Below are 24,565 nucleotides of genomic sequence, written 5' to 3'. Positions count from 1 at the left end.
ATTCTACGAATCCTTTCGGGAGTGGCAGTCGTGAACGAATCCGGTTCTCTCGTCCATGCCCTGCTCGACGCGGCGGCGGCCAGTGCGCCGGACGCCGCCGCGGTGCGCGACCGGGCGGGGGTGTGGACGTATGCCGAGCTGGCCGCTTGGAGTCACGCGGTGGAGGCGGTCCTCGCGCGGCGCGGGGTCGGGCGCGGCGATCGCGTCGTGGTGCAGTTGCCGACGGACCGGGCGCTGGTCGCGCTCTTCCACGGGACTTCCCGCCGGGGCGCGGTGTTCGTGCCGATCAACCCGGCGATGAAGCAGTTCCACTTCGATTCCGTCGTCGAGAACGCCGAGCCGGTGCTGATTCTCCAGCCGGACGAGTTCGCTCCACTGTGGACGGAAGTCGAAGAAGCTCACCGCGAGCAGACCCGTGTCGAGCCGACTGAGGTCGACCTGGACGACGTAGCGGTGCTCGTGTACACCTCCGGCAGCACGGCCGCGCCCAAGGGCGTCATCGGGCCGCACCGGCAGGTGACCTTCGCGGCGGGCGCGATCCAGGCGGTGCTCGGCTACCGCCAGGACGACGTCGTCTTCTGCCGGTTTCCGATGTCCTGGGACTACGGCCTGTACAAAGTTCTCCTCTCGACGCTCGGCCGCAGCGAGATTGTGCTCGCCGACGCCGAATCCGATCTTCGCCTGCTGCAACGGATGCGCGAGGTCGGCGCGACGGTCGTCCCGATCGTGCCTTCGCTCGCCACGATGATCGCCACCCTCGCCGAGCGGGAGCAGGGCGAATCGGCTCCGGTGCGGCTGTTCACCAACACCGGTGCGGCGCTGCCGGATTCGACGATCGCGAAGCTCCGCGCTGCTTTCCCCGGCGTCCGCGTGGTCCGCCAGTTCGGGCAGACCGAGTGCAAGCGGATCACCGTCATGCCGCCCGAGGAGGACACCGAGCGTCCGGGTTCGTCGGGCCTTCCGCTGCCCGGCACGACCGTGCACATCCTCTCTGCCGACGGAACTCCGTTGCCCGCCGGGGAAATCGGCGAGATCGTGGCCGCCGGGCCGCACGTGATGCCCGGCTACTGGCGCGCCCCGGAGCTGTCCGCGCGAGCGTTCCGCCGCGACGAGGCCACCGGCGAGCTCCGCCTGCACACCGGCGACTACGGCCGGCTCGACGAGGACGGCTATCTCTACTTCGAGGGCCGCCGCGACGACATGTTCAAGCGCAAGGGAATCCGGATGTCCACGTTGGAGATCGAAGCGGCCGCGATGGACATCCCCGGCGTGCGCGCGGCGGGCGCGATCCCGCCGAGCGAGACCCGTGACCTGGCGATCTGCGTGGAGAGCGACCTGCCGCCGACCACGGTGCTCAAGGAACTGGCGCAGCGGCTCGAGCCGCAGAAGGTGCCCGCGCTGTGCCACGTCGTGGACGAGTTCCCGCTCACCGCGCACGGCAAGAACGCGACGAAGGAACTCGCCCTGCTGGTGGAAGGTGCCCGCAAATGAGCAAGTACGACGAGCTGGCCGCACGGTTCGGCACGCCGGCTTACGTGTACGACCTTGACGTGACCGCGCAGTCGCGCGATCAGCTGTTCGGCCTGCTGCCGGAGGGCTTCGCGGTCTACTACGCGCTGAAAGCCAACCCGCATCCGGAGATCGCCCGCGAACTCCGCGAGGGCGGCTGCCGCGCGGAGATCAGCTCGACCGGCGAGCTGGCCAACGCGCTGACCGCCGGGTTCGCGCCGGAGGACATCCTCTACACCGGCCCGGGCAAGACCGACGGCGAACTGGATGCGGCGATCACCGCGGGCGTCCGGCTGTTCTCCGTGGAATCGCTGACTGACCTGCAGCACGTCGGTGCGGCGGCGGAGCGCCAGGACACCGTCGCGCGGTGCCTGCTGCGGATCAACACCACGCAGGGCAGTGCGTCGACCGGGATCCGGATGATGGGCCGCCCGTCGCAGTTCGGCGTCGACGCCGAGACCTTGCCCGAGCTGATGCCGCTGTTCAAGGCGGTCGCCGGGGCGAAGATCGTCGGCGCGCACTTCTTCACCATGAGCAACGCCCAGGACGAGGACGCGCTGCTCGGCGAGTACGAGTTCGTGCTGCAATCGGCCGCGCAGCTGCGTCAGGAGACGGGGCTGCCGCTGGAACTGCTCGACATCGGCGGCGGGTTCTCGTCGCCGTACGCGGTTCCCGGCGAGCGCACCGACTATCCGAAGCTGCGCAACGGTTTGGAGCAGCTTCTCGACCTCTACCTGCCCGAATGGCGCGGCGGCGAGGTCGAGCTGGCCTGCGAATCCGGCCGTTACCTGTCCGGCACGTGCGGGACGCTCCTGGCCGGGGTCGTGAACGTGAAGGAGAGCCGGGGCCACCGGTTCGTCATTCTCGACGCCGGGATCAACGTGGTCGGCGGGCTTTCCGGGATCGGTCGCCTGCTGCCCGCCGCGGTCGGTGTCGACCAGGTCGGAGACAACCCGGGGCAGCTCGTCGGTCCACTGTGTACTCCCGGGGACTCGCTTTCGAAGGACGCGAAGCTGCCCGAGCTGTCCGCTGGAGATCTGCTGACCGTGCCGAATGTCGGTGCGTACGGCGTCACCGCGAGCCTGATCAGCTTCCTCGGCCGCCCCGCGCCCACCGAAGTCGTGGTCCGCGGCGACGAGGTCATCTCGGTGTCGCGATTGGATTACCAGCGAGCTTATGAGGTGTCGCCATGAGCGAGGAAGTCCACGCGTACAGCGGCAGCGTCATCGAAGAACCCGCCGGGCGCACGGTGATCGTGAGCAGCATGGCGTCGGACTCGCACACCTGGAATCTGGTCTACCTCGAACTTCTCGTGGCGGAACTCGGCTTCGAGGTCGTGAACCTCGGTGCGTGCGTGCCGGACGAGCTGCTCGAGTCCGAATGCGTCAGCCGCCGTCCGGCGATGCTGGTGCTGAGCAGCGTCAACGGGCACGGTTACCAGGACGGGCTGCGGGTCGTGCAGCGGCTTCGCGCACAGCCGGAGCTGCGCCGGCTTCCGATCGTCATCGGCGGCAAGCTCGGCACCGGCGGTCCGCTTTCGGACGAGCAGACCGCGGAACTGCTGTTCGCCGGGTTCGACGGAGTCTTCGACGAGCAGAACGCCGCCGCCTTCCGGCATTTCGCGGCCACGCTTCCCGGCGGCGTCAGCCAGTTGGAGGAGGCGTGAGCTTCGAGCGGTTCGTCGCGCAGCGGCACGCGGCCGGGGAACTGGTCGTGCAGCCGCGCATGGGTTTCGACAGCCCGGCTGCGATGCGCGCCGGTCTGGTCGCGACGAAACAGGCGAACGCCGCGACCGTCGGCACGCTCACGCTCGACAGCTACACCCGCGTCCGCGACACCGATTCCGCGGCACACGCGTTGCGCAACGGAATCCCGCTCAATGGCTACCCGATCGTCAACCATCCGCCCGAGGTGACCCGGGCGATGCTCGACGGCCTCGAGGGCCCGGACTTCCCGGTGCAGGTCCGGCACGGTTCGGCGCGGCCGGTGGACATCTTCCGCGCGATGATCGCCGCCGGCCTGCACGCCACCGAGGGCGGACCGATTTCCTACTGCCTGCCGTACAGCCGTACGCCGCTCGACGAGTCCGTGCGGAATTGGGCGTATTGCTGCGATCTGCTGGTCGACGCCGAACATCCGGGCGGCCGTCCGCATCTGGAGACGTTCGGCGGCTGCATGCTCGGACAGCTGTGTCCGCCGAGCGAGCTGGTGGCGATCAGCGTCCTGGAGGCGTTGTTCTTCTACCGCAAGGGCCTGCGCAGCATCTCGGTGAGCTACGCGCAGCAGACGAATCTGCACCAGGACCGCGAAGCCGTCGCCGCGCTGCGCCGGTTGTGCGCCGAGCTGTTGCCGGAAGCGACCTGGCACGTGGTGATCTACGCGTACATGGGCCTCTTCCCGCGCACGCCCGACGGCGCGATGCTGTTGCTGGGCAAGGCCGCTGAGCTGGCGATGAGCACCGATTCGGAGCGGTTGATCGTGAAGACCGCCGCCGAAGCGCACCGCATCCCGACCGTCGCGGAGAACGTCACCGCGCTCGAACACGCGGCTGCGTCGGCGAGGGGGATCAAAGCCATTGTGGACGAGGACAACCAGGTCTACCGCGAGGCCTACGCCCTGGTCGACGCGGTGCTGAACAGTCATGCCGATCTCGACCGCGCGCTCGTGGTCGCCTTCAAACGCGGTCTGCTCGACGTGCCGTACTGCCTGCATCCGGACAACGCGGGACAGGCGCGCAGCACGCTCGACGCGGACGGCAGGCTCGGCTGGTCCGAGCTCGGTTCGCTGCCGTTGCGCGGGATCGCCGAACGCGCGCCGAGCGGCCGGATCACCTCGTCGACACTGATGTCGGCGCTTTCCTACGTCCAGCACACCCATGACACCCAGGCATTGGAGCAGCCGATGACCGCGATCGGAGGGGAACCGCGATGAGCACTCGCCGGACTGTCCGGGCGTATCCGTTCGACATGCACGAGACGTCCGTTTCCGAGACCTACCACCAGTTGCAGCGCGACGAGCCGATGAGCCGGGTCCAGATGCCGTTCGGCGAACAGGCTTGGCTGGCGACGAAGTACGCCGACGTCAAGCTGGTGACCGCCGACCCGCGGTTCAGCCGCGAACTGGCACAGGGTCTCGACCAGCCGCGGATGCGTCGCCAGCAGATGGGCGACGGCATCATGGGGATGGACCCGCCGGACCACACCCGCCTGCGCCGTCTGGTGATGAAGGCGTTCACCGCGCGCCGGCTGGAGGCGATGCGCGAGAGCGTCCGCACCCTGGTGCACCAGCTGATCGACGAGATGATCGAGAAGGGCGCGCCCGGCGACCTCGTCGAGGACCTCGCACGGCCGCTGCCGGTCACGGTGATCTGCAAGCTGCTCGGCGTGCCGAAGGAAGACCACTCGATCTTCAGCGAGTGGACTCAGGCGCTGGTCGGCGACGCGACGGAGAAGGGCGACGTGCTCGACGTCTACGGCGACAAGCTGGACAACTACGTGGCCCAGTTGGTCGCGCAGCGTCGTGAGGAGCCGACCGACGACCTGCTCGGCGCGCTCGTCTATGCCCGGGACGCCGGTGACAAGCTCACCGAGAACGAGCTGATCGCGATCGCGGGCGCGGGGTTGCTTACCGGTGGCGTGGAGACGGTTTCCACGGCGCTGCCGAGCTTCATCTTCACCCTGCTGACCCAACCGGAATTGCTCGCGCAACTGCGGGCGCAGCCGGAGATCATGCCGACCGCGGTGGAAGAACTGCTGCGGTGGGTGCCGATCAACACCGCCGCGATGTTCGCGCGTTACGCCACCGAGGACATCCGGATCGGCGACGTCGTGGTGCGGACGGGCGACCCGGTGCTGCCCGCGCTGCACGCGGCGAACCGCGACCCGGAGGTCTTCGCGAACCCGGACGTCATCGACCTGACCCGCAGCCCGAACCCGCACGTCGCGTTCGGGCACGGCCCGCACCACTGCATCGGCGCGCAGCTGGCGCGGCTCGAACTGCAGGAGGGGCTGAAAGCGATTCTGGAGCGGTTCCCGGAATTGCGGCTCGCGGACGGGCGCGAGGGCGTGAAATGGGAGTACGGGGTGATCGTGCGCGGCCCGTCGCTGCTGCGCGTCGCCTGGTGATTTCCCGCCCCTAACAACGTTTTCTGGGGATCCGGCGCGGCCCGAGTCCGGCCTACGATCCGATCGACGACCCATGAATGCTGCCTGGCTACCGCGGTGGAGTGCGCAATGCGTGAGAGTGACAAGAATCGGGAATCCGGCTTCGCGGAGCGGCTGACGCTTCTGCCGCCGGCGGACCGCGCGGGGTTCCTCGCCGACGTGGTCCACGACGCGACGCGGGCGGCGCTGCAGGCCGCGCTGCCTGAGGTTCCGGCCGTCCTCGACCCGGAGAAAGCGTTCTCCGACCACGGTTTCGACTCGCTCGCGGCGGTGGAGCTGCACGCGCAGCTGACCGACGCGACCGGGCTCGAACTGCCGGTGACGCTGGCCTTCGACTATCCGACCCCGGCCGCGGTCGCCCGGTTCCTGCACGCCGAGGTGTTCGGCGCGGAGGAGTCCGTCGCGGCGCTGGCCGGCGGTGCGGCGGACGACGAACCGGTCGCCATCGTCGGCATCGGCTGCCGCTACCCGGGCGGCGCGGTGTCGCCGGAAGCGTTGTGGCAGCTGGTCGCCGACGAGGTGCACACGATCTCCGGCTTCCCGACCGACCGCGGCTGGGACCTCGACAGCCTGTATGACCCGGACCCCGACAAGCCGGGCAGCAGCTACGTCACCTCCGGCGGATTCCTGCCCGGCGCCGGGGACTTCGACGCCGGGTTCTTCGGCATCGCGCCGCGCGAAGCGTCCGCGATGGACCCGCAGCAGCGGCTCGTGCTGGAGACCGCGTGGGAAGCGTTGGAGCGGGCCAAGATCGACCCGTCCGCGCTGCGCGGCACCCCGGCGGGCGTGTACATCGGCGCGGAGGCGCAGGAGTACGGACCGCGGCTGCACGAAGCTCCCGACGGTCTCGACGGCTACATGCTCACCGGCAACGCGCCCAGCGTCGTCTCCGGTCGGGTCGCTTACGCGCTCGGTCTGGAAGGGCCGACGTTGACCGTCGACACTGCTTGCTCCGGTTCGCTGGTCGCGCTGCACTTGGCGGTGCAGGCGTTGCGGCGCGGGGAAACTCAGCTCGCGCTGGCCGGTGGTGTCGCGGTGATGGGCGCGCCGGGCACGTTCACGGCCTTCAGCCGTCAGCGTGGTCTCGCGGAAGACGGCCGGTGCAAGGCTTTCGCGGCCGCCGCGGACGGCACTGGGTTCGCCGAAGGTGTCGGTGTCCTGGTGCTGGAACGGCTTTCCGACGCAGTCGCGAATGGACACACGGTGCTCGCCGTGGTCCGCGGGTCGGCGATCAACTCCGATGGCGCGTCGAACGGCCTTACCGCGCCGAACGGTCCGTCGCAGCAGCGAGTGATCAAGCGGGCGCTGGCTGACGCTGGTCTGGAAGCGTCCGATGTGGACGCTGTTGAGGCACACGGAACCGGTACCCGGCTCGGCGACCCGATCGAGGCGCAGGCGCTGCTGTCCGCCTACGGTCAGGACCGCGAGACGCCGCTGCTGCTCGGGTCGATCAAGTCGAACATCGGCCACACGCAGGCCGCGGCCGGTGTCGCTGGCGTGATCAAGATGGTCGAGGCGATGCGGCACGGCGTGCTGCCGAAGACGCTGCACGTGGACGAGCCGACGCCGCACGTCGACTGGACCGCGGGTTCCGTCGAGCTGCTGACCGAGCAGCGGGAATGGCCCGCGAGCGAACGTCCGCGCCGCGCTGGCGTTTCGTCGTTCGGCGTCAGCGGGACCAACGCGCACGTCATCATCGAGCAGGCTCCGGCCGTCGAGACCGTGGAAACCACCAGCGATGAGCTGCCGGTCGTGCCGCTCGTTGTCTCGGCACGCAGCGAGGAAGCGCTGAAGGCGCAGGCTGCGGCGCTGGTGTCCACTGTGGAAGCCAGCAATCTGACTGACCTCGGCTTCTCGCTCGCCACCACTCGCGCCGCGCACGACCAGCGCGCCGTGGTCGTTGCGGAGAACGTCGCCGACGCCGTGCGCGGGCTGCAGGCGCTGGCGGCGGGGGAGCAGGACCCGAACGTCGTCCTCGGCGAACGCACTCCGGGCAAGCTCGCGATGCTGTTCACCGGTCAGGGTTCGCAGCGCCTCGCGATGGGGCGTGAGCTGTACCTGGCGTACCCGAAGTTCGCCGAGGTCTTCGACGAGGCCGTCGACCACCTCGACGTGCAGATGGAAACCCCGCTGCGCGACGTCCTCTTCGGCGACAACGCCGAGGAGCTGAACGAGACGCAGTACACGCAATGCGCGCTGTTCGCGGTCGAGGTCGCGCTGGCGCGGCTGCTCGAATCGTGGGGCGTGCGGCCGGACATTCTGCTCGGCCACTCGATCGGCGAACTGGCCGCCGCGCACATCGCGGGCGTGTGGTCGCTCGCCGACGCGTGCCTGGTCGTGGCCGCTCGCGGACGGCTCATGCAGGCCTTGCCGGAAGGTGGCACGATGGTCGCCATCGCGGCGACCGAGGACGAGGTCCAGCCGCTGCTGGGCGACCAGGTCAGCCTGGCCGCGGTGAACGGTCCGACGTCGGTCGTCGTCTCCGGCGAGCGCGAAGCCGTGGAAGCCGTCGTGTCGGTGTTCCGCATGCAGGGCCGCAAGATCAGCGAGCTGCGCGTGTCGCACGCGTTCCACTCGCCGCTGATGGAGCCGATGCTGGCCGAGTTCCGCGAGATCCTCGAGGTGGTCGAGTACGCGGCCCCGGCGATCCCGGTCGTCTCGAACGTGACCGGCCGGATCGCGACCGCCGAGGAACTCTGCTCGCCGGGGTACTGGCTGTGGCACGTCCGCCGCGCGGTGCGCTTCGCCGACGGCGTTCAGGCCCTGGTCGACGCAGGCGTGACGACCGCGATCGAGGTCGGTCCGGACGCCGTGCTGTCCGCGATGGCCGCGGGCACCAGCGACGCCATCGCGTTCACTCCCGCGCAGCGCCGCGACCGGCCCGAAGCCACCACCCTCGCGACCGCGCTCGGCCGCCTGCACACCCGGGGCGTGGCGATCGACTGGACCGCGTACTTCGGCGAGGCGCAGATTGTCGACTTGCCGACGTATGCCTTCCAGCACAAGCACTACTGGCTCACCGCGCCGACCGGCCACGGCGACGCGGCCGACCTCGGCCAGCTGGCTTCCGGGCACCCGCTGCTCGCCGCCGAGATCGGCTTGGCCGGCGACGACGGCCTGGTCCTCACCGGTCGCGTCGCACTCCGGACGCACCCGTGGCTGGCCGACCACGCGATCGCCGGTACCCCGGTCCTGCCGGGTACCGCGTTCGTCGAGATGGCATTGCACGCCGCCGCGCAGGTCGGCTACGGCGTGGTTGACGAGCTGACGCTGCAGGCCCCGCTCGCGCTGCCGGAGACCGGTGGCGTCGCGCTGCAGACGCTGGTCGGCCCGGACGTCGACGGCCGCCGCACGATCGAGTTCCACTCCCGTCCCGACCACGACGCCGACGCGGCCTGGACCCGGCACGCCGTCGGTGTTCTCGCTGCCGGCCCGGTGGTCGAGCCCGCGCCGCGCAGCGAATGGCCGCCCGCCGGTGCCGAAGTGGTCGCGACGAACGAGCTGTACACCGAGCTGGCCGAGCAGGGTTACGGCTATGGCCCGCTGTTCCAGGGCCTGCGCACCGCGTGGAAGCGCGACGACGTCGTGTTCGCCGAGGTCGCGCTGCCCGCGACTGGGCGCGACGCGGCGTTCGGCGTCCACCCGGCGCTGCTCGACGCGGTTCTGCACGCCACCGACTTCGCCCCGGGCGAGGCGCGCGAGCCGGACGAGATCCGGCTGCCGTTCGCGTGGACCGGCGTGCGGCTGCACGCTTCGGGCGCGACCGAGGTCCGGGTGCGGATCACGTCCCCGGCCACCGGCGGCGTCTCGATCGACGTGACGGACGTGGCCGGTACGCCGGTGCTGTCCGTCGAGTCGTTCCGCTCGCGGCCGGTCCGCGAGGCCGACCTCGGCACCCAGGCGCGCGACCTCCTGTACACCGTCGAATGGACCCCGGTCACCGGTGCGGCCGAGCTGCCGTCGCTGGCTTCGCTGGGTTCGATCAGCGGTTTCGACGTTCCGGTGGTCGACTCGCTGGTGTCGCTGGTCGAGGTTCCCGACGTCGTGCTGCTGCCGGTTTCGGTGCCGGGCAACAACATCGCCGCCGCTGCCAAGCAGACCGCGCACCGCGTCCGGACTGTGCTGCAGCAGTGGCTGGAAGGCGACCGCTACGCCGGTGCGCGCTTGGTCGTGCTGACGCGCGGCTCGCTGGCCGACTCCGCCGTCCGCGGGCTGGTGCGTTCGGCGCAGGCTGAGCACCCCGGTCGCGTGGTCCTGGTCGAGGGCACGGCCACGGCGGCGACCCTGGCCACCGCGCTCGGCTCTGGCGAGCCGGAACTGCGCATCGACAGCGACACGGTCTCGGCCGGTCGGATGGTCCGGCTCGTGGCTGAGGCCGGCGAGCCGACCTGGCGTTCGGACGGCACCGTGCTGATTACCGGCGGTACCGGCGGTCTCGGTGCGCAGGTCGCGAAACACCTCGTCACGAAGCACGGCGTCCGCAGCCTGCTGCTGCTCAGCCGTCGCGGGATTGACGCGCCGGGCGCGGCTGAGCTGGTCGAAGAGCTGGCCGAGCTGGGTGCGACCGCGAAGGTGGTCGCCTCGGACGTCAGCAAGAAGCGTTCGCTGTCGGCGGCGATCAAGAAGGCCGAGCACCCGCTGTCGGCCGTCGTGCACACCGCTGGCGTGCTCGACAACGCGATGATCGGCTCGCTGACCGCCGAGCAGCTCGACGCGGTGCTGGCCCCGAAGCTCGACGCGGCGTGGGCGCTGCACGAGCTGACCGCGGAGCTGGACCTGTCGGCCTTCGTCCTGTTCTCCTCCTCGGCGGGGCTCGCCGACGGTGCCGGACAAGCGAACTACGCCGCTGGCAACACCTTCCTCGACGCGCTGGCCGAGCACCGGCACGCCGCCGGTCTGCCCGCGACGTCGCTGGCCTGGGGGCTGTGGGCCCCCGACGCCGGTCAGGCGATCGGCATGGGCTCGACACTGTCCGAAGTGGACCGCAACCGCATCGCGCGGCTGGGGCTGGCTCCGCTGACCGTGTCGGAAAGCCTTGCTGCGCTTGACGCTGCGCTCGGCACCGGTGTTCCGACGGTGGTCCCGACCCGCGTTGACCGCGCTGCCCTGCGGTCGCGTGGCGAGGACGTTCCGGCCGTGCTGCGCGGGCTCGTGCCCGCCGGCCGCCGCCGGATCGCGGTCGCCAGCGGGGAAGTGACACCCGAGCAGCAGTTCGCCGAGCGGTTCGCGCACCTCGCCGAGGCCGACCGCGACCGCGCGCTGCTCGACCTGGTCCGCACGCACGTCGCGGCCGTTCTCGGCCACGACAGCGCGGACGCGATCAGCCCGGCCCGCCCGTTCGGCGAGATCGGCTTCGACTCGCTGGCCGCGGTGGAACTGCGCAACATCCTCGACTCGGTCACCGGCATGCGGCTGCCCGCGACGCTGGTGTTCGACTACCCGACGCCGCGCGCGCTCGCCGAGTACCTGGCGTCGCGGCTCGCCGGGCTGGCTCCGACTCGCACGATCGCTCCGGTGACCACGGTGGACCCGGAGGAACCGATCGCCATCGTCGGCATCGCCTGCCGCTACCCGGGCGGCGTCGAGACGCCGGAAGACCTGTGGCGGCTCGTGTCCGAGGGCGAGGAGGCGCTGTCCGGCTTCCCGGTCGACCGCGGCTGGAACGTCGACTCGCTGTACGACCCGGAGCCTGGCAAGCCCGGCCACTCCTACGTCAAGCACGGCGCCTTCCTGCACGACGCGGCCGAGTTCGACGCGGACTTCTTCGAGATCAGCCCGCGCGAGGCGGCTGCGATGGACCCGCAGCAGCGGCTGCTGCTCGAGGTGTCCTGGGAAGCCTTCGAACGCGCCGGAATCGACCCGGTCGGCCTGCGCGGCAGCGCGACCGGTGTGTTCGCCGGCGTGATGTACCACGACTGGGGCACCCGCCTCGGCACGGTTTCCGACGATATCGCGGGCTACCTCGGCAACGGCAGCCTCGCCAGCGTCGTGTCCGGTCGCGTGTCGTACGCGCTGGGGCTGGAAGGCCCGACGGTCACCGTCGACACCGCGTGCTCGTCGTCGCTGGTCGCGCTGCACTGGGCGGTGCAGGCGCTGCGTCGCGGCGAGTGCACGCTGGCGCTGGCCGGCGGTGTCACCGTGATGTCCACTCCGGACACTTTCATCGACTTCAGCCGTCAGCGCGGGCTTTCCGCCGACGGCCGGTGCAAGGCGTTCGCCGAAGCGGCGGACGGCACCGGCTGGGGCGAAGGCGCGGGCATGCTGCTCGTCGAGCGGCTGTCTGACGCACGTCGCAACGGGCACCCGGTGCTCGCGGTTCTGCGCGGCTCCGCGGTGAACCACGACGGCGCGTCGAACGGCCTTACCGCGCCGAACGGTCCTTCGCAGCAGCGGGTGATCGCCAAGGCGCTGGCTGACGCTGGGCTGCAGCCGTCCGAAGTGGACGCTGTCGAGGGCCACGGCACCGGCACCACACTGGGCGACCCGATCGAGGCCCAGGCACTGCTGGCCACCTACGGGCAGGACCGTTCCGAGGACCAGCCGCTGTGGCTGGGGTCGATCAAGTCCAACATCGGCCACACGCAGGCCGCGGCAGGTGTCGCGGGCATCATCAAGATGGTCATGGCGATGCAGCACGGCCAGTTGCCGCAGACGCTGCACGTCGACCGTCCGTCCACTGTGGTCGATTGGGAGACCGGCGCGGTCCGGCTGCTGACCGAGTCGCGCGAGTGGGACGTTGACCGGCCGCGCCGCGCCGCGGTGTCCTCGTTCGGCATCAGCGGTACGAACGCACACGTCATCCTGGAGCAGGCACCGGCGATTCCCGTCGAGCGGCCTTCGGAGACGCAGACGATCGTTCCGGTCGCGCTGTCCGGCCGGTCCGCCGCCGCGGTGCGCGGGCAGGCGGCGCGGCTGCGTTCTTGGCTGGCTGAAGGCGTTTCCGTCGCGGAGATCGCGCGTTCGCTGGCGGCGACGCGTGCCTCGCTCGAACACCGCGCGGTGGTGGTCGCCGAGACCGCGGGAGAACTCGCCGACGGGCTCGACGCGCTGGCCGGCGGAGACGCGCCGACCGGTCAGGTCGTGGACGGAAAGCTCGCCTTCCTGTTCTCCGGACAGGGCGCGCAGCGAGTCGGCATGGGACGCGAGCTTTACGACGCGTATCCGGCCTTCGCGACCGCCTTCGACGCGGTGTGCGCGGCGATCGATCCGCTGGTCGACGTGCCGCTGCGGGACGTCGTGTTCGGCACCACCGAGCTCGCTGACCGCGGCCTGCTGGACCAGACGCAGTACACCCAGACCGGGCTGTTCGCGGTCGAGGTCGCGCTGTTCCGGCTCGCCGAATCGTGGGGCTTCCGGCCCGACGCGCTCGCCGGGCACTCGATCGGCGAGCTGGCCGCGGCCCACGTCTCGGGCGTGCTTTCCCTTGCGGACGCGGCAAAACTGGTCGCCGCGCGCGGCCGGTTGATGGGTGCGCTAAACGACCGTCGCGGTGCGATGGTCTCGCTCGCCGCGACCGAAGAGGCGGTCCGGGAACTGCTGCGCGGCCACGAGGACGAGGTCAGCATCGCAGCGGTGAATGGTCCGGCCGCCGTGGTCGTCTCGGGCGACGCGGACGTGGTCGCCGAGATCGAGCGAGCCGCTGGCGATGTCCAAACGCGACGGTTGCGCGTGAGTCACGCATTCCACTCGCCGTTGATGACGCCGATGCTCGACGAGTTCCGCGAGATCACCGCCGGGCTGGCCTACGAGGCACCGAAGATCCCGATTGTCTCGACGGTCACCGGGAAACTCGCCACCGACGACGAGCTGCGTTCGCCGGAGTACTGGGTCAACCATGTCCGCGAGACGGTCCGATTCGGTGCTGCGGTGACGACTCTGGCGGAGAGCGGCGTCCAGACGTTCCTGGAGATCGGGCCGGACAGCGTGCTGTCCGCGCTCGGCCAGCAGAGCGTCGACGCGGAGTTTGTCCCGTTTGGACGGCGCGACCAGGACGAGGTGCGCACCGCGCTCACCGCGGCCGGTCGCCTGCATATCCGCGGCGCGGTGAAGCTCGGCCCGCTGCTGGGCGACGGCCCGGTCCGGCTCGACCTGCCGACGTATGCCTTCCAGCACAAGCGTTACTGGCTCGACGCGACACCGTCCGGCGATGTCACTTCGGTCGGTCAGCAGCCGCTGGCGCACCCGATGCTGGGTGCCGTCGTGGCACTGTCCGGTTCGGACACCACTGTCCTCACTGGACGGTTGTCCGCCTCGTCGGTGCCATGGGTTGCCGACCACGTGGTGAAGGGCGCGATCCTGGTGCCCGGCACCGGATTCGTCGAGCTCGCGGTCGCCGCCGGCGACCAGGTGGGCCACCCGACGGTGGAGGAGCTGACGCTGCAAGCGCCGCTCATCCTGTCTCCGGACGGCGCGGTCGCGCTGCAGGTCGTGGTCGGCCCCGCGAACGGCGACCGCCGCCCGGTCACCGTGTTCTCCCGCCCGGTCGAATCGGACGGCGACTGGACCCAGCACGCGCTGGGCACGCTGTCCGCGACTGCCCGGCCGGAACCCGCTGGCCTCACCGAATGGCCGCCGGCGGGCGCGACTCCGATCCCGGTCGAGGGCGCGTACGAGCGGCTCAACGAGCGCGGTTACGGCTACGGCCCGGCGTTCCAGGGGCTCACCGCCGCGTGGCGACGGGGCAACGAGGTGTTCGCCGAGGTCACGCTGCCGGAACCGGCCGCGTCCACGGCGGGTTCCTACGGCCTGCACCCGGCGCTGCTCGACACCGCGATGCACGCCGACCTGCTCGGCGACCCGAGCGGTTCGACGCTGCTTCCGTTCGTCTGGAACGGCGTCACGCTGCACGCGGTCGGCGCTTCGGTGCTGCGGGTGCGGATCGTGCGGCTGGACGGCGACGAACTGTCCTCGATCGAGGTCGCGGACGGCGAAGGCAACCCGGTCGCTTCGGTGGAATCGCTCGTCTCGCGGCCGGTGCGGACTGAACTGGCCGCGCAGGCGGAGACCATGGACGGTTCGCTGCTCAAGATCGGCTGGCAGTCCGTGCCGGTCCCGGCCGCGGAGCCGGGCGACGTCGTCGCGATCGGCCGTGGCCGAGTCGGCGTGGCTGCTACTTACAGCGGGTTCGCGGACCTGCTCGGAGCGGTGGACCGCGGCGAGCCGGTGCCCGGTCTCGTGACGCTCTCGGTGCCTGCCGCGGAGGGTGCGGTGCCGGAAGCGGCCCGGGCCAACGCGACCTGGCTGCTCGCCGAGATTCAGGCGTGGCTGGCCGAAGCGCGGCTGACCGACACGAAGCTCGCCGTCATCACGCAGTCGGCGGTCTCGGCGGGTGAGTCCACTGTGGACGTCACCCAGGGGCTGCTGTGGGGCCTCACCCGGGCGGCGCAAGCCGAGCACCCCGGACGCGTGTTCCTGATCGACGCGGACGCGGAGACGAAGGTCGAGACGATCGCCGCGGTGGTCGCCTCGGGTGAGCCGGAGTCGGCGATTCGCGCTGGCTCGGTGCTCGCTCCGCGCTACACCCGCACCGAATCGACCGGCACCACGGCGTGGGACGGCACCGTCCTGATCACCGGTGGCACCGGCGGTCTCGGCAGCCTGCTGGCGCGCTACCTGGTGGCCGAGCACGGGGTGCAGAGCCTGGTGCTCACCAGCCGTCGCGGGCTTGACGCACCGGGTGCCGCGCAGCTGGCCGAAGAGCTGACCGACCTGGGTGCGACCGTCCAGGTGGCGGCCTGCGACGTTGCTGACCGCGAGGCGGTCGAGCAGCTGATCAACGGCCTGCCGGACCTCGGCGCGGTGGTGCACGCCGCCGGTACCGCCGACAGCGGCGTCTTCGACTCGCTCACCGCGGAGCAGCTTGCCGCGGTGCTGCGGCCGAAGGTCGACGCGGCCTGGCACCTGCACGAGCTGACCGCCGACCGGCAACTGTCCGCGTTCGTCATGTTCTCCTCGGCAGGCGGCCAGGTGCTGCCGGCCGGGCAGGCGAACTACGCGGCGGCCAACGCGTTCCTCGACGGGCTCGCCGAACACCGGCGCGCGGCCGGGCTTCCGGCCACCGCGCTGGCCTGGGGCTTGTGGGCGGAGAACACCGGACTCGGCGGCGACCTCGCCGAAGCCGACCTCGCCCGGATGGCCCGCCTCGGCCTGCCCGCGGTGACCGCCGAGCAGGGGCTCGCCCTGTTCGACGCCGCCGTGGCCACCGAAGACGCGGTCATCGCGCCGCTTCGCGTGGACGTCCCGGCACTGCGGGCGCGCACCGACGAACTGCCCGCGCTGCTGCGTGGTTTCGTGCCGCCGAAGGCGCGTCGCGTGGCGAAGGCGGCCAAGGCGGCGGACAACCCGCTCGCCGACGAACTGGCCGCGCTGGTCGAAAGCGAACGGGACCGGGTGCTGCTCGACCTCGTCCGCACGCAGGTGGCCACCGTGCTCGGCTACGCGGACAAGTCCGAAGTGGACGGAACACGGGCGTTCAAGGAGCTGGGCTTCGACTCGCTCGCCGCGGTCGAACTCCGCAACTTGCTCGGCACCGCGACCGGCCTCACGCTGCCCGCGACGCTGATCTTCGACCACCCGACCGCCAAGGCCGTCGCGGACTTCGTCAAGGGCAAGCTCCTCGGCGCGGTCGCGAAGACCCCGGCGCCGACGGCCCGGACGAACGCGTCGATGCAGGAACCGATCGCGATCGTCGGCATGGCCTGCCGCTACCCCGGCGGCGTCCGGTCGCCGGAGGACCTGTGGCAGCTGCTGGTCGACGAGGTCGACGCGGTCTCCGGCTTCCCGACCAACCGCGGCTGGGACATCGAAGGCATCTACGACCCGGAACGCGGCAAACGCGGCAAGACCTATGCCAACCAGGGCGGCTTCCTGCACGACGCGGCGGAGTTCGACCCGGCGTTCTTCGGCATCGGACCGCGCGAGGCGATGGCGATGGACCCGCAGCAGCGGCTCCTGCTGGAAACCGCGTGGGAGGCCATCGAGCGCGCCGGGATCGACCCGACCGTGCTGCGCGGCAGCCTGACCGGCGTCTTCACCGGCGCGATGTACGACGACTACGGCAGCCGCGCCCCGGGCGCTCCGGCCGACGTCGCCGCCTACATCCCGAACGGCAGCTCCGGTGCGGTCGTCTCGGGCCGCATCTCCTACCTGCTCGGCCTCGAGGGCCCGAGCATGACTGTCGACACCGCGTGCTCGTCCTCGCTGGTCACGCTGCACCTCGCGGTGCAGGCGCTGCGGGCGGGGGAGTGCGGACTGGCGCTCGCCGGCGGTGTCACGGTGCTGTCGCAGTCGGATCTGTTTGTCGACTCCAGTCGCCAGGGCGTGCTCTCGCCCAACGGACGGTCGAAGTCGTTCTCCGCGGCTTCCGACGGTGTCGGCTGGGCTGAGGGCGCGGGTCTGCTCCTGCTGGAGCGGCTGTCCGACGCACAGCGCAACGGCCACGAGGTGCTCGCGGTGGTCCGCTCCAGCGCGGTCAACCAGGACGGTGCGTCCAACGGCCTGACCGCTCCGAACGGCCCGTCGCAGGAACGCGTGATCCACGCGGCCCTCGCCGCCGGTGGCCTGCAGCCGTCCGATGTGGACGCTGTCGAGGCGCACGGTTCGGGCACGAAGCTGGGCGACCCGATCGAGGCGCAGGCGCTCCTGGCCACCTACGGCCAGGACCGCGACCGGCCGCTGTACCTGGGTTCGGTGAAGTCGAACATCGGACACGCGCAAGCGTCCGGTGGTGCGGCTGGCGTGATGAAGGTCGTGCAGGCGTTGCGGCACAACATGTTGCCGAAGACGATGCACGTCGACGCGCCGTCGCCGGTCGTCGACTGGACCACGGGCAACATCGAGCTGCTCACCGAACCGCGGCCGTGGGTGCGCAACGGTCACCCGCGTCGCGCCGGCGTCTCGTCGTTCGGTATCAGCGGCACCAACGCGCACATCATCATCGAGGAGGCGCCGCCCGCTCCGGCCGCCGAAACCCGGCGCACCGCACCGGAACTTCCGGCGATCCCGTTGCCGCTGGCCGGTTCAGTCGCGTCGGCGCTCGCCGACCAGGCCGCCCGGCTGGCCGCGCACCTGCGGGCCAACCCGGACGTCAGCCTGACCGACATCGGCTACTCGCTGGCCACCGGTCGCGCCGCGCTCGACCACCGCGCGGTGGTCCTGGCGGCCGACCGTGAAGCGGCCCTGAAGGCGCTCGACGGACTGGCCGACGGCCGCACCCCGGCGGGCACCGTGGCCGGAACGGTCAGCGCGGCCGACCTGACGGCGTTCCTGTTCACCGGACAGGGTGCGCAACAGCCGGGCATGGGACGCGGGCTGTACGAGGCGTTCCCGGCCTTCGCCGGAGCGTTCGACGAGATCTGCGGACTCTTCGACGCCGAGCTGGAAACCCCGCTCAAGCAGGTGATCTGGGAAGACTCGCCGCTGCTCAACCAGACCGCGTACACGCAATGCGCGCTGTTCGCGATCGAGGTCGCGCTGTACCGGCTGGTCGAGTCCTGGGGTGTGACGCCGGATTACGTCGCCGGGCACTCGATCGGCGAACTCGCCGCGGCACACGTCTCCGGAGTGTTCTCGCTGGCCGATGCTTGCTCGCTGGTCGCTGCTCGCGGCCGGCTCATGCAGGCGCTGCCGGCCGGCGGCACGATGGCGGCGATCGCGGCCACCGAGGACGAGGTGCGCGCTTCGCTGCCTGACGGGGTCGACATCGCGGCGGTGAACGGGCCGCGGTCGGTGGTCATCTCGGGTCCGGAAGCGGACGTGCTTGCCGCCATGGCGACCTTCTCCGACGCTGGTCGCCGGACGAAGCAGCTGGTCGTGTCGCACGCGTTCCACTCGTCGCTGATGGAGCCGATGCTGGCCGAGTTCTCGGTGGTGGCGGAGAAGCTCACTTACTCCGCGCCGTCGATCCCGGTGGTGTCGAACGTGACCGGCAAGATCGCGACCGCCGCCGAGTTGTGCTCGCCGCAGTACTGGGTGGGCCATGTGCGGGAGGCCGTTCGGTTCGCCGACGGGGTCAGCACGTTGCTCGCCTCGGGCGTGACCCGGTTCGTGGAGCTGGGTCCGGACGCGGTGCTCACCGGAATGGCCCGCGAATGCGACACCGCGGTCGCCGACCGGCCGGACCGGGTCGTCCAGGTGCCCGCGATGCGCCGCGGGCGGGCCGAGGTGCCGACCGTGTTCACCGCGCTGGCCACGCTGTTCTCCCGGGGCGCGAAGATCGACTGGAAGGCGCTGTTCGCCGGCCAGGGTGCGTCCACTGTGGACTTGCCGACCTACGCGTTCCAGAACAAGTCGTACTGGCTCGACGCGACTAAGCCGACCGGCGACGTCACCACTTTGGGCGCCCAGTCCGCCGGACACCCCCTGCTGGGTGCGCTGGTGGAACTGCCCGACGGCGGCGCGGTGCTGACCGGACGGCTGTCGGTCGCGACGCAGCCGTGGCTCGCCGACCACGTGGTGATGGGGCGGACGATGCTGCCCGGCACCGCGTACGTCGAGCTGGCGATGCACGCCGGCGACCAGGTCGGTTGCGACCTGCTGGAGGAGCTGACGCAGCAGGCACCGTTGCTGCTGCCTGAGGACGGGGTCGACCTGCGCGTGGTCATCAGCGCGCCGGACGGCAGCGGTCGCCGGGAGCTGTCGGTGCACTCGCGGACCGAGGCGGGCTGGGTTCAGCACGCGGCGGGCACGCTGGCCAATGGCGTGGCTGCGGAATTCTCGCTGAGCGAGTGGCCGCCGTCCGGTGCCGAATCGGTTGACCTGACCGGGTTGTACGACGACCTGGCCGACCTCGGCTTCGGTTACGGGCCGACGTTCCGCAACCTGCGGGCGATCTGGCTGCGCGAAGGCGAGGTGTATGCCGAGGTCGCGCTGGCGGAAGGCACCGTGGCGAACGACTTCGGCCTCCACCCGGGCCTGCTCGACTCGGCGCTCGGCGCGACGGACTTCCTGATCCCGGGCGGTCCGAAGGCGTTGACCGAGACGACGATCCCGTTCGCGTGGAACTCGGTGTCGCTGCAGGCCAGCGGCGCGACCGCGCTGCGGGTACGGGTACGGAAGACCGAGAGCGGTTCGTCGCTCGACCTGGCTGACGCCGCTGGTGCTCCGGTCGCGCAGATCGTTTCGCTGGTCACGCGGCCGGTGTCGGAAGGCCAGCTCGGCACGAAGGTGCCGGACTCGCTGTACCGGATCGAATGGCAGCCCGCTTCGGGCGTGCGGCTGGTGCCCTCGCTGGACGGCTGGGCTGTGCTCGGCACCGACGATCTCGGCCTGGGCGTGCCGCTGAAGGCCGAGCCGGTCGACGCGGAGGTGCTGGTGCTGCCGGTCGGCTCCGGTACCGGTTCTGTTCCGGCGCAGGTGCACCAGATCGTGCAGGACACGTTGCGGCACTTGCAGAACTGGCTGTCGATCGGGGACGGCAAGCTGGTCGTGGTCACTCGCGACGAGCTGGTGCAGGCTCCGGTCTGGGGCTTGGTGCGGGCCGCGCAGGCGGAAAACCCGGGCCGGATCCAGATCGTGGACCTCGACGCTTCGCCTGCGTCGGCCCGGGCGCTGCCCGCGGTCGTGGCCTCCGGCGAACCCGAAGCCCGGTTGCGGAACGGCGAGGTGCGTGTGCCGCGGCTGACCCGGGTCACTGAGGTTGGCGAGCCAGTCGAATGGGACCCGAACGGCACGGTGCTGATCACCGGCGGCGCGGGCCTGCTCGGCGGACTGCTGGCCCGGCACCTGGTCGCACGCGGTGCCCGTGACCTGGTCCTGACCAGCCGCCGCGGTCTCGACGCGGCGGGTGCGCGGGAACTGGTCGACGAACTGGCCGGCGAGGGCGCGAAGGTGACGGTCGCCGCGTGCGACGTCACTGACCGGGACGCACTGGCGAAGCTGCTCGACACGCTGCCGCGGCTGACCGCCGTGGTGCACGCGGCCGGGCAGATGGACAGCGCGGTGCTGAGTGCCTTGACGCCGGAACAGGTCGAGAACGTGTTGCGGCCCAAGGTCGACGCGGCCTGGAACCTGCACGAGCTGACGGCAACTCGGGACCTGGCGGCGTTCGTCCTGTACTCCTCAGCGGGCGGTCTGCTGCTCGCTGCCGGACAGGCGAACTACGCGGCGGGCAACGTGTTCCTGGACGCGCTGGCCGAGCACCGGTCTTCCCTCGGCCTCCCGGCGACGTCGCTCGCGTGGGGCCCGTGGGAAGGCACCGACGGCGAAGTGGACCTGGCACACATCGCCCGGTCCGGGGTCGCGGAACTGTCGGCGGCTGAGGGGCTGGAACTGTTCGATGCCGCCTTGGCTGCTTCGTCGGCGGCATTGGTGCCGGTGAAGCTCGACCTCAAGGACGCGGACCGCGCGTCGGCCCTGCTGAAGGGCCTCGCCACTGCCGCCCCGCGGCGGGCAGCGGTTGCGTCGTCGGTGTCGGCACAGCCGGAGGCCGGGTTCGCTGACAAGCTCGCCACGCTCCCAACGGACGAGCGAGACTCGGCGGCGCTGGAGTTGGTGCGCGAACACACGGCGGCGGTTCTCGGGTATGACGACGCTTCAGCGGTCGGGGTTGAGAAGGGCTTCACCGACTTGGGCATCGATTCGCTAGCCGCGCTGGAGCTCCGCAACCGGCTCGGTGCCGCGACTGGTCTGCGGCTGCCTGCGACGTTGATCTTCGACTACCCGAGTCCGTTGCCGCTGGCTCGGCATCTGTTGGAGGAGCTGGCACCTGCTGCTGCGGAGGAGGTCGTCGAAGAACTGAACGGTACTGATGAGGCGGCGGCTGCGGTTGCTTCGATGGATCTGGCCGATCTGGTCCGGTCTGCGATGGGTGGTGCTGAGGAGTCGGGTGAGTCTCAGTGATCGGTAGGTGTGCTTCTTTGGTTGGACCGGTTGTCGCCTTGCGGTGGCTGGTTGGGGCGGATAGCTAACGGTTCTGTGTGGGCAGTTAGTGCTGGGTGTCTGGCAGCCCGTGTCGATCGCGATGATCGGCGCGGGCTGCTGGCGTTCCTGGCGGGGTGCGACTCGCCTGGTCTGGCCCGACCTGGCTCGCCCTGCCTGGCCCACTCGAACGAAGGCGGTTTCCTTTGCGCGGCGCTCGATTCCGAGCCGGAGTTCTTCGGCATCAGCGAGCGTGCGCCGGATCCAGCCATTCTCCGACGGGCAACACGTGTGGACGTCGTCCGGCGTACGTGCGGAACTCGTTCTACGGGTCGGAAACCTCGACGTAGCCCGCGACTTGTCCGTCTGCTCCGCTCGTAATGCATTGGGACCGCATACTGGGCGTCGAGGATTTCCGCAGCGGCCTGCCTTGGGTCCATCGCGGCGGGCAGCGGGCTCGGCGGCTGGAGGTGCAGCGCGTCGACCACCGCGTCGTTGGCGGGCAGGAACGCCGCGTCGAATGGGCTGAACCGGCGTGCGATGAGCCACCAGAAACCGTGGAACATCGTGTCGCCGCCGTGGAAAACGCGTTGTCCGTCGGCTTCGACTGCCCGGTTCAGCTGCGGGTCGCCCAATCCGTCGATCGTGGGGAGCGCGGTGACGGGGAACGGCTGCGTGCGGTCTGCACCAACTCGGCGGCCTATCTGGAAGAACCGCTGCTTCCCGGTGGCTGCCTGATGACTGCGGCGCTCACCGAGTACGGCGGCCGTCCCGGCCGCGGGCCCGCGATGCGGTGGCCGAGGTGTGGTCGCGCTGGCGGGAACAGCTGCGCGCCGACTTGATCGCGGCGGTGGCGAGCGGTGGGCTGCCGGGCGGGTTCGATGTCGATGAGGCGCTGCTCGAGATGGTCGGCGCCGGGCTGGCGTTGAACGCTGCCATGCAGCTCCAGCACGACCGGGCGGCTGCGGGCCGGGCGCGCCGTGTGATTGAACGGGCTCTCGACCAGTCCTGACTGGCTGGCCGTTCGCTTCGGGGATGTGACCGCGTTCCAGCTGTCGGGCTAGTCCGGGGTTTCCCGGTGCCGGGGCGTGCTGGGGTGCTTCGGTCGAGTGCGTCGCGTGGTGCGTTGTGCAAAGCGGCCGAGGGTTTGGTTCGGTCGGAGGGCTGGGGTGCGGATGTCGGCCCAGGCAGGGGAGTGCTGGTGCGGGATCGGTCCGCGGGTGTCACGGGCCGGTTCAGGCCTCGCCGGTTACGACTCGGTGGCCATGCCCAGGGAGCACAGGGAGCCGGCCAGGGCGATCAGGTCGTAGCGGGTGTCGTCTTCGTTCGTGTGCCACAGGGCGGAGAGGGTGCTTGCTGCCCGGTCGACGTCGCCGTTGTGCTGTTTCAGGGCGATCCACATCGCGGCGGCTACCGGCTCGCACTCGATGTGGCGGTGGGAGGTGCGGCAGGTGAGCTCCAGGTGGCCGTTGGAGAGCATGCGCTGGGTGACGCCGGGGGCGGTGGTGATTGCCATCATGATGGCCTCCTGGTTGAGAGGGGGTGTTTCCTTGATGTACCTAGTTTCTCGGAAGGGGGCCGCCGGGACCATGGGGTGTGCTCCTGAAGCTTCCCTGGGGTTTACCCACCCTTATCCCCGGTAGATCACTGGTTGTCAGCGGATCAGGGTTGTGGTGTGCGGGCGCGTCAGGGGCACCCGGGCCTTGGTGGGCGGGTGGGAATGGTGGCTTCATAGCCTCGCGCGCGGGCTCATGCCGTTGCTCGCAAGGGGGTGGGCGGCGGGTTGTGGGCGGTATTGCGGAGCGGTTTCTGCTCCGGATCGAGGAGGGTCGGCGGGATCCAGTGGACGGTGCCGTCGTGGAGGGCGATTTTCCAGCCGCTGTGGTGGAGGAGGCGGTGGTGGCGTTCGCAGCACGAGGCCAGGTTGTCCAGGTCGGTGGGGCCGCCGTGGGCCCAGTGGACGATGTGGTGCGGGGTGGTCCACTTTGGACCGCGGTCGCAGCCGGGGAAGGTGCAGCCGCGGTCGCGGATTGCCAGGGCTCGGCGCTGGGCGTTCGTGGCGGTGCGGGCGGAGCGGCCCAGGTCCAGGACCTGGCCTTCGGTGCCCAGGACCGCGGGGTAGACCTTGGCGTCGCACAGGATTCGGCGCAGGTCGGCGGCGGACAGGACGGATTCGTCTCCTGTCACGACCGTTTTCGCCGTGCCCTGCAGGGTTTCCAAGTCGACCGTCACCGTTGCGACCGCTCGTTCGCCGGCCTTGGCAGGCAGGTCGGGGGTGCGCGCGGCCAGGTCGACGATCGCGGCGAGGGCGTCGCCGTGGCGTTCGGCCGGGGTGCGGGGGTCGGGGGTGTCGGGTGCGGTCGCGGGGTCCGGTGCGGCCAGGGGGACCAGCAGTTGTTCGATCAGGGTGCCGGTTTCGTGGTCTACGTTGCCGCTGAAGCGGAAACGGCCGCTCTGGGTCCACTGCCAGCGGAATTCCCGCCAGGGGCGGGCGGCTTCTTCGGGCCGCGAGTCCGAGTCGGGAACCGAGTCCGGGTCCAGGCCGTGGTCCACGTCAGGGGAGGCGGGATCGCTGTCCCAGTAGATCTTCAGCCGGGTCGCGGCGCGGCGGACGATGCTGGGGTTGGCCTGGGTCGCGAGGGTCACCAGGGTGTCTTCGGCGACGGTGTAGTCCTCGGGGGTCAGCCACCTCGGGGCGGCGGCGAGGAATTCGGCGATGACCGCGGCGTGCTGGGCGGTGATTTCACCCGCGGACAGGGCTTTCCAGGTCAGCGGGAGCGTGCCGGTGGCTTGGGCGAGCCGGGAACGCGCCTCGCGCGGGGTTACGTGCAGGATCGTCGCCAGGTACGACGACGTCGAGGTGTAGCCCTCGGGCAGGGCACCGCGCGAGTGCAGTTCCCGGATGGTCTCCAGTTGCGCGGCGTAGGCGACGTTCTGCTGTCGTTGGGTGGTCAGGAGTCTGGTGGTCAGGTCCCGGTCTGACAATTGCCAGGCGGGGAGCGTCGAAGTCGTGCTCACCCCACAATTCAATCGAACGC

General features: G+C 70.6%; 10 protein-coding genes. 8 read left to right on the top strand and 2 right to left on the bottom strand.

The features are described 5' to 3' along the window. Positions 1–21 precede the first annotated feature (21 nt). From DMP23_RS08365 to DMP23_RS08335, 8 genes are all read left to right on the top strand, one after another. Complete coding sequence (locus tag DMP23_RS08365; RefSeq protein WP_337820681.1) at positions 22–1,491, top strand: AMP-binding protein; 1,470 nt, start codon at positions 22–24, stop codon at positions 1,489–1,491. Further along, the gene (locus DMP23_RS08360) at positions 1,488–2,702 is read left to right on the top strand and encodes a type III PLP-dependent enzyme (RefSeq protein ID WP_337820680.1); all 1,215 of its coding nucleotides are present in this window, start codon (positions 1,488–1,490) and stop codon (positions 2,700–2,702) included. Before DMP23_RS08365 ends, DMP23_RS08360 begins: the two co-directional genes overlap by 4 nt. Continuing rightward, on the top strand, positions 2,699–3,175 hold the full coding sequence (locus tag DMP23_RS08355) for a cobalamin B12-binding domain-containing protein (RefSeq protein ID WP_043836784.1): 477 nt from the start codon (positions 2,699–2,701) through the stop codon (positions 3,173–3,175). The genes DMP23_RS08360 and DMP23_RS08355 overlap by 4 nt, the downstream gene beginning before the upstream one ends. After that, the gene (locus DMP23_RS08350; RefSeq protein ID WP_134667394.1) at positions 3,172–4,440 is read left to right on the top strand and encodes a methylaspartate mutase; all 1,269 of its coding nucleotides are present in this window, start codon (positions 3,172–3,174) and stop codon (positions 4,438–4,440) included. The genes DMP23_RS08355 and DMP23_RS08350 overlap by 4 nt, the downstream gene beginning before the upstream one ends. Beyond that, entirely contained in the window at positions 4,437–5,633 is a 1,197-nt protein-coding gene (locus DMP23_RS08345) for a cytochrome P450 (RefSeq protein ID WP_337820679.1), read from the top strand. Before DMP23_RS08350 ends, DMP23_RS08345 begins: the two co-directional genes overlap by 4 nt. Positions 5,634–5,741: 108 nt before the next feature. Then, positions 5,742–21,509, top strand: coding sequence for a type I polyketide synthase (locus tag DMP23_RS08340; protein WP_337820678.1), 15,768 nt, complete (start codon positions 5,742–5,744; stop codon positions 21,507–21,509). Between the two features lie 398 nt (positions 21,510–21,907). Continuing rightward, the gene (locus DMP23_RS48000) at positions 21,908–22,369 is read left to right on the top strand and encodes a TetR family transcriptional regulator C-terminal domain-containing protein (protein WP_443111252.1); all 462 of its coding nucleotides are present in this window, start codon (positions 21,908–21,910) and stop codon (positions 22,367–22,369) included. Then, entirely contained in the window at positions 22,321–22,539 is a 219-nt protein-coding gene (locus DMP23_RS08335) for a TetR family transcriptional regulator C-terminal domain-containing protein (RefSeq protein ID WP_337820677.1), read from the top strand. Before DMP23_RS48000 ends, DMP23_RS08335 begins: the two co-directional genes overlap by 49 nt. A 237-nt stretch (positions 22,540–22,776) precedes the next feature. Here the strand turns inward: DMP23_RS08335 and DMP23_RS08330 are convergent, their stop codons facing one another. Beyond that, complete coding sequence (locus tag DMP23_RS08330; protein WP_200864450.1) at positions 22,777–23,046, bottom strand: hypothetical protein; 270 nt, start codon at positions 23,044–23,046, stop codon at positions 22,777–22,779. A gap of 230 nt (positions 23,047–23,276) precedes the next feature. Next, positions 23,277–24,545: an HNH endonuclease signature motif containing protein gene (locus tag DMP23_RS08325; protein ID WP_337820676.1), complete on the bottom strand. Its 1,269-nt coding sequence runs from the start codon at positions 24,543–24,545 to the stop codon at positions 23,277–23,279. Positions 24,546–24,565: the final 20 nt, after the last annotated feature.

This window comes from Amycolatopsis sp. A1MSW2902 (assembly GCF_017312175.1).
GTDB lineage: Bacteria > Actinomycetota > Actinomycetes > Mycobacteriales > Pseudonocardiaceae > Amycolatopsis > Amycolatopsis nivea.
Note: the sequence above shows the minus strand (reverse complement) of the source record. Positions and strands in the feature narration are given on the sequence as shown.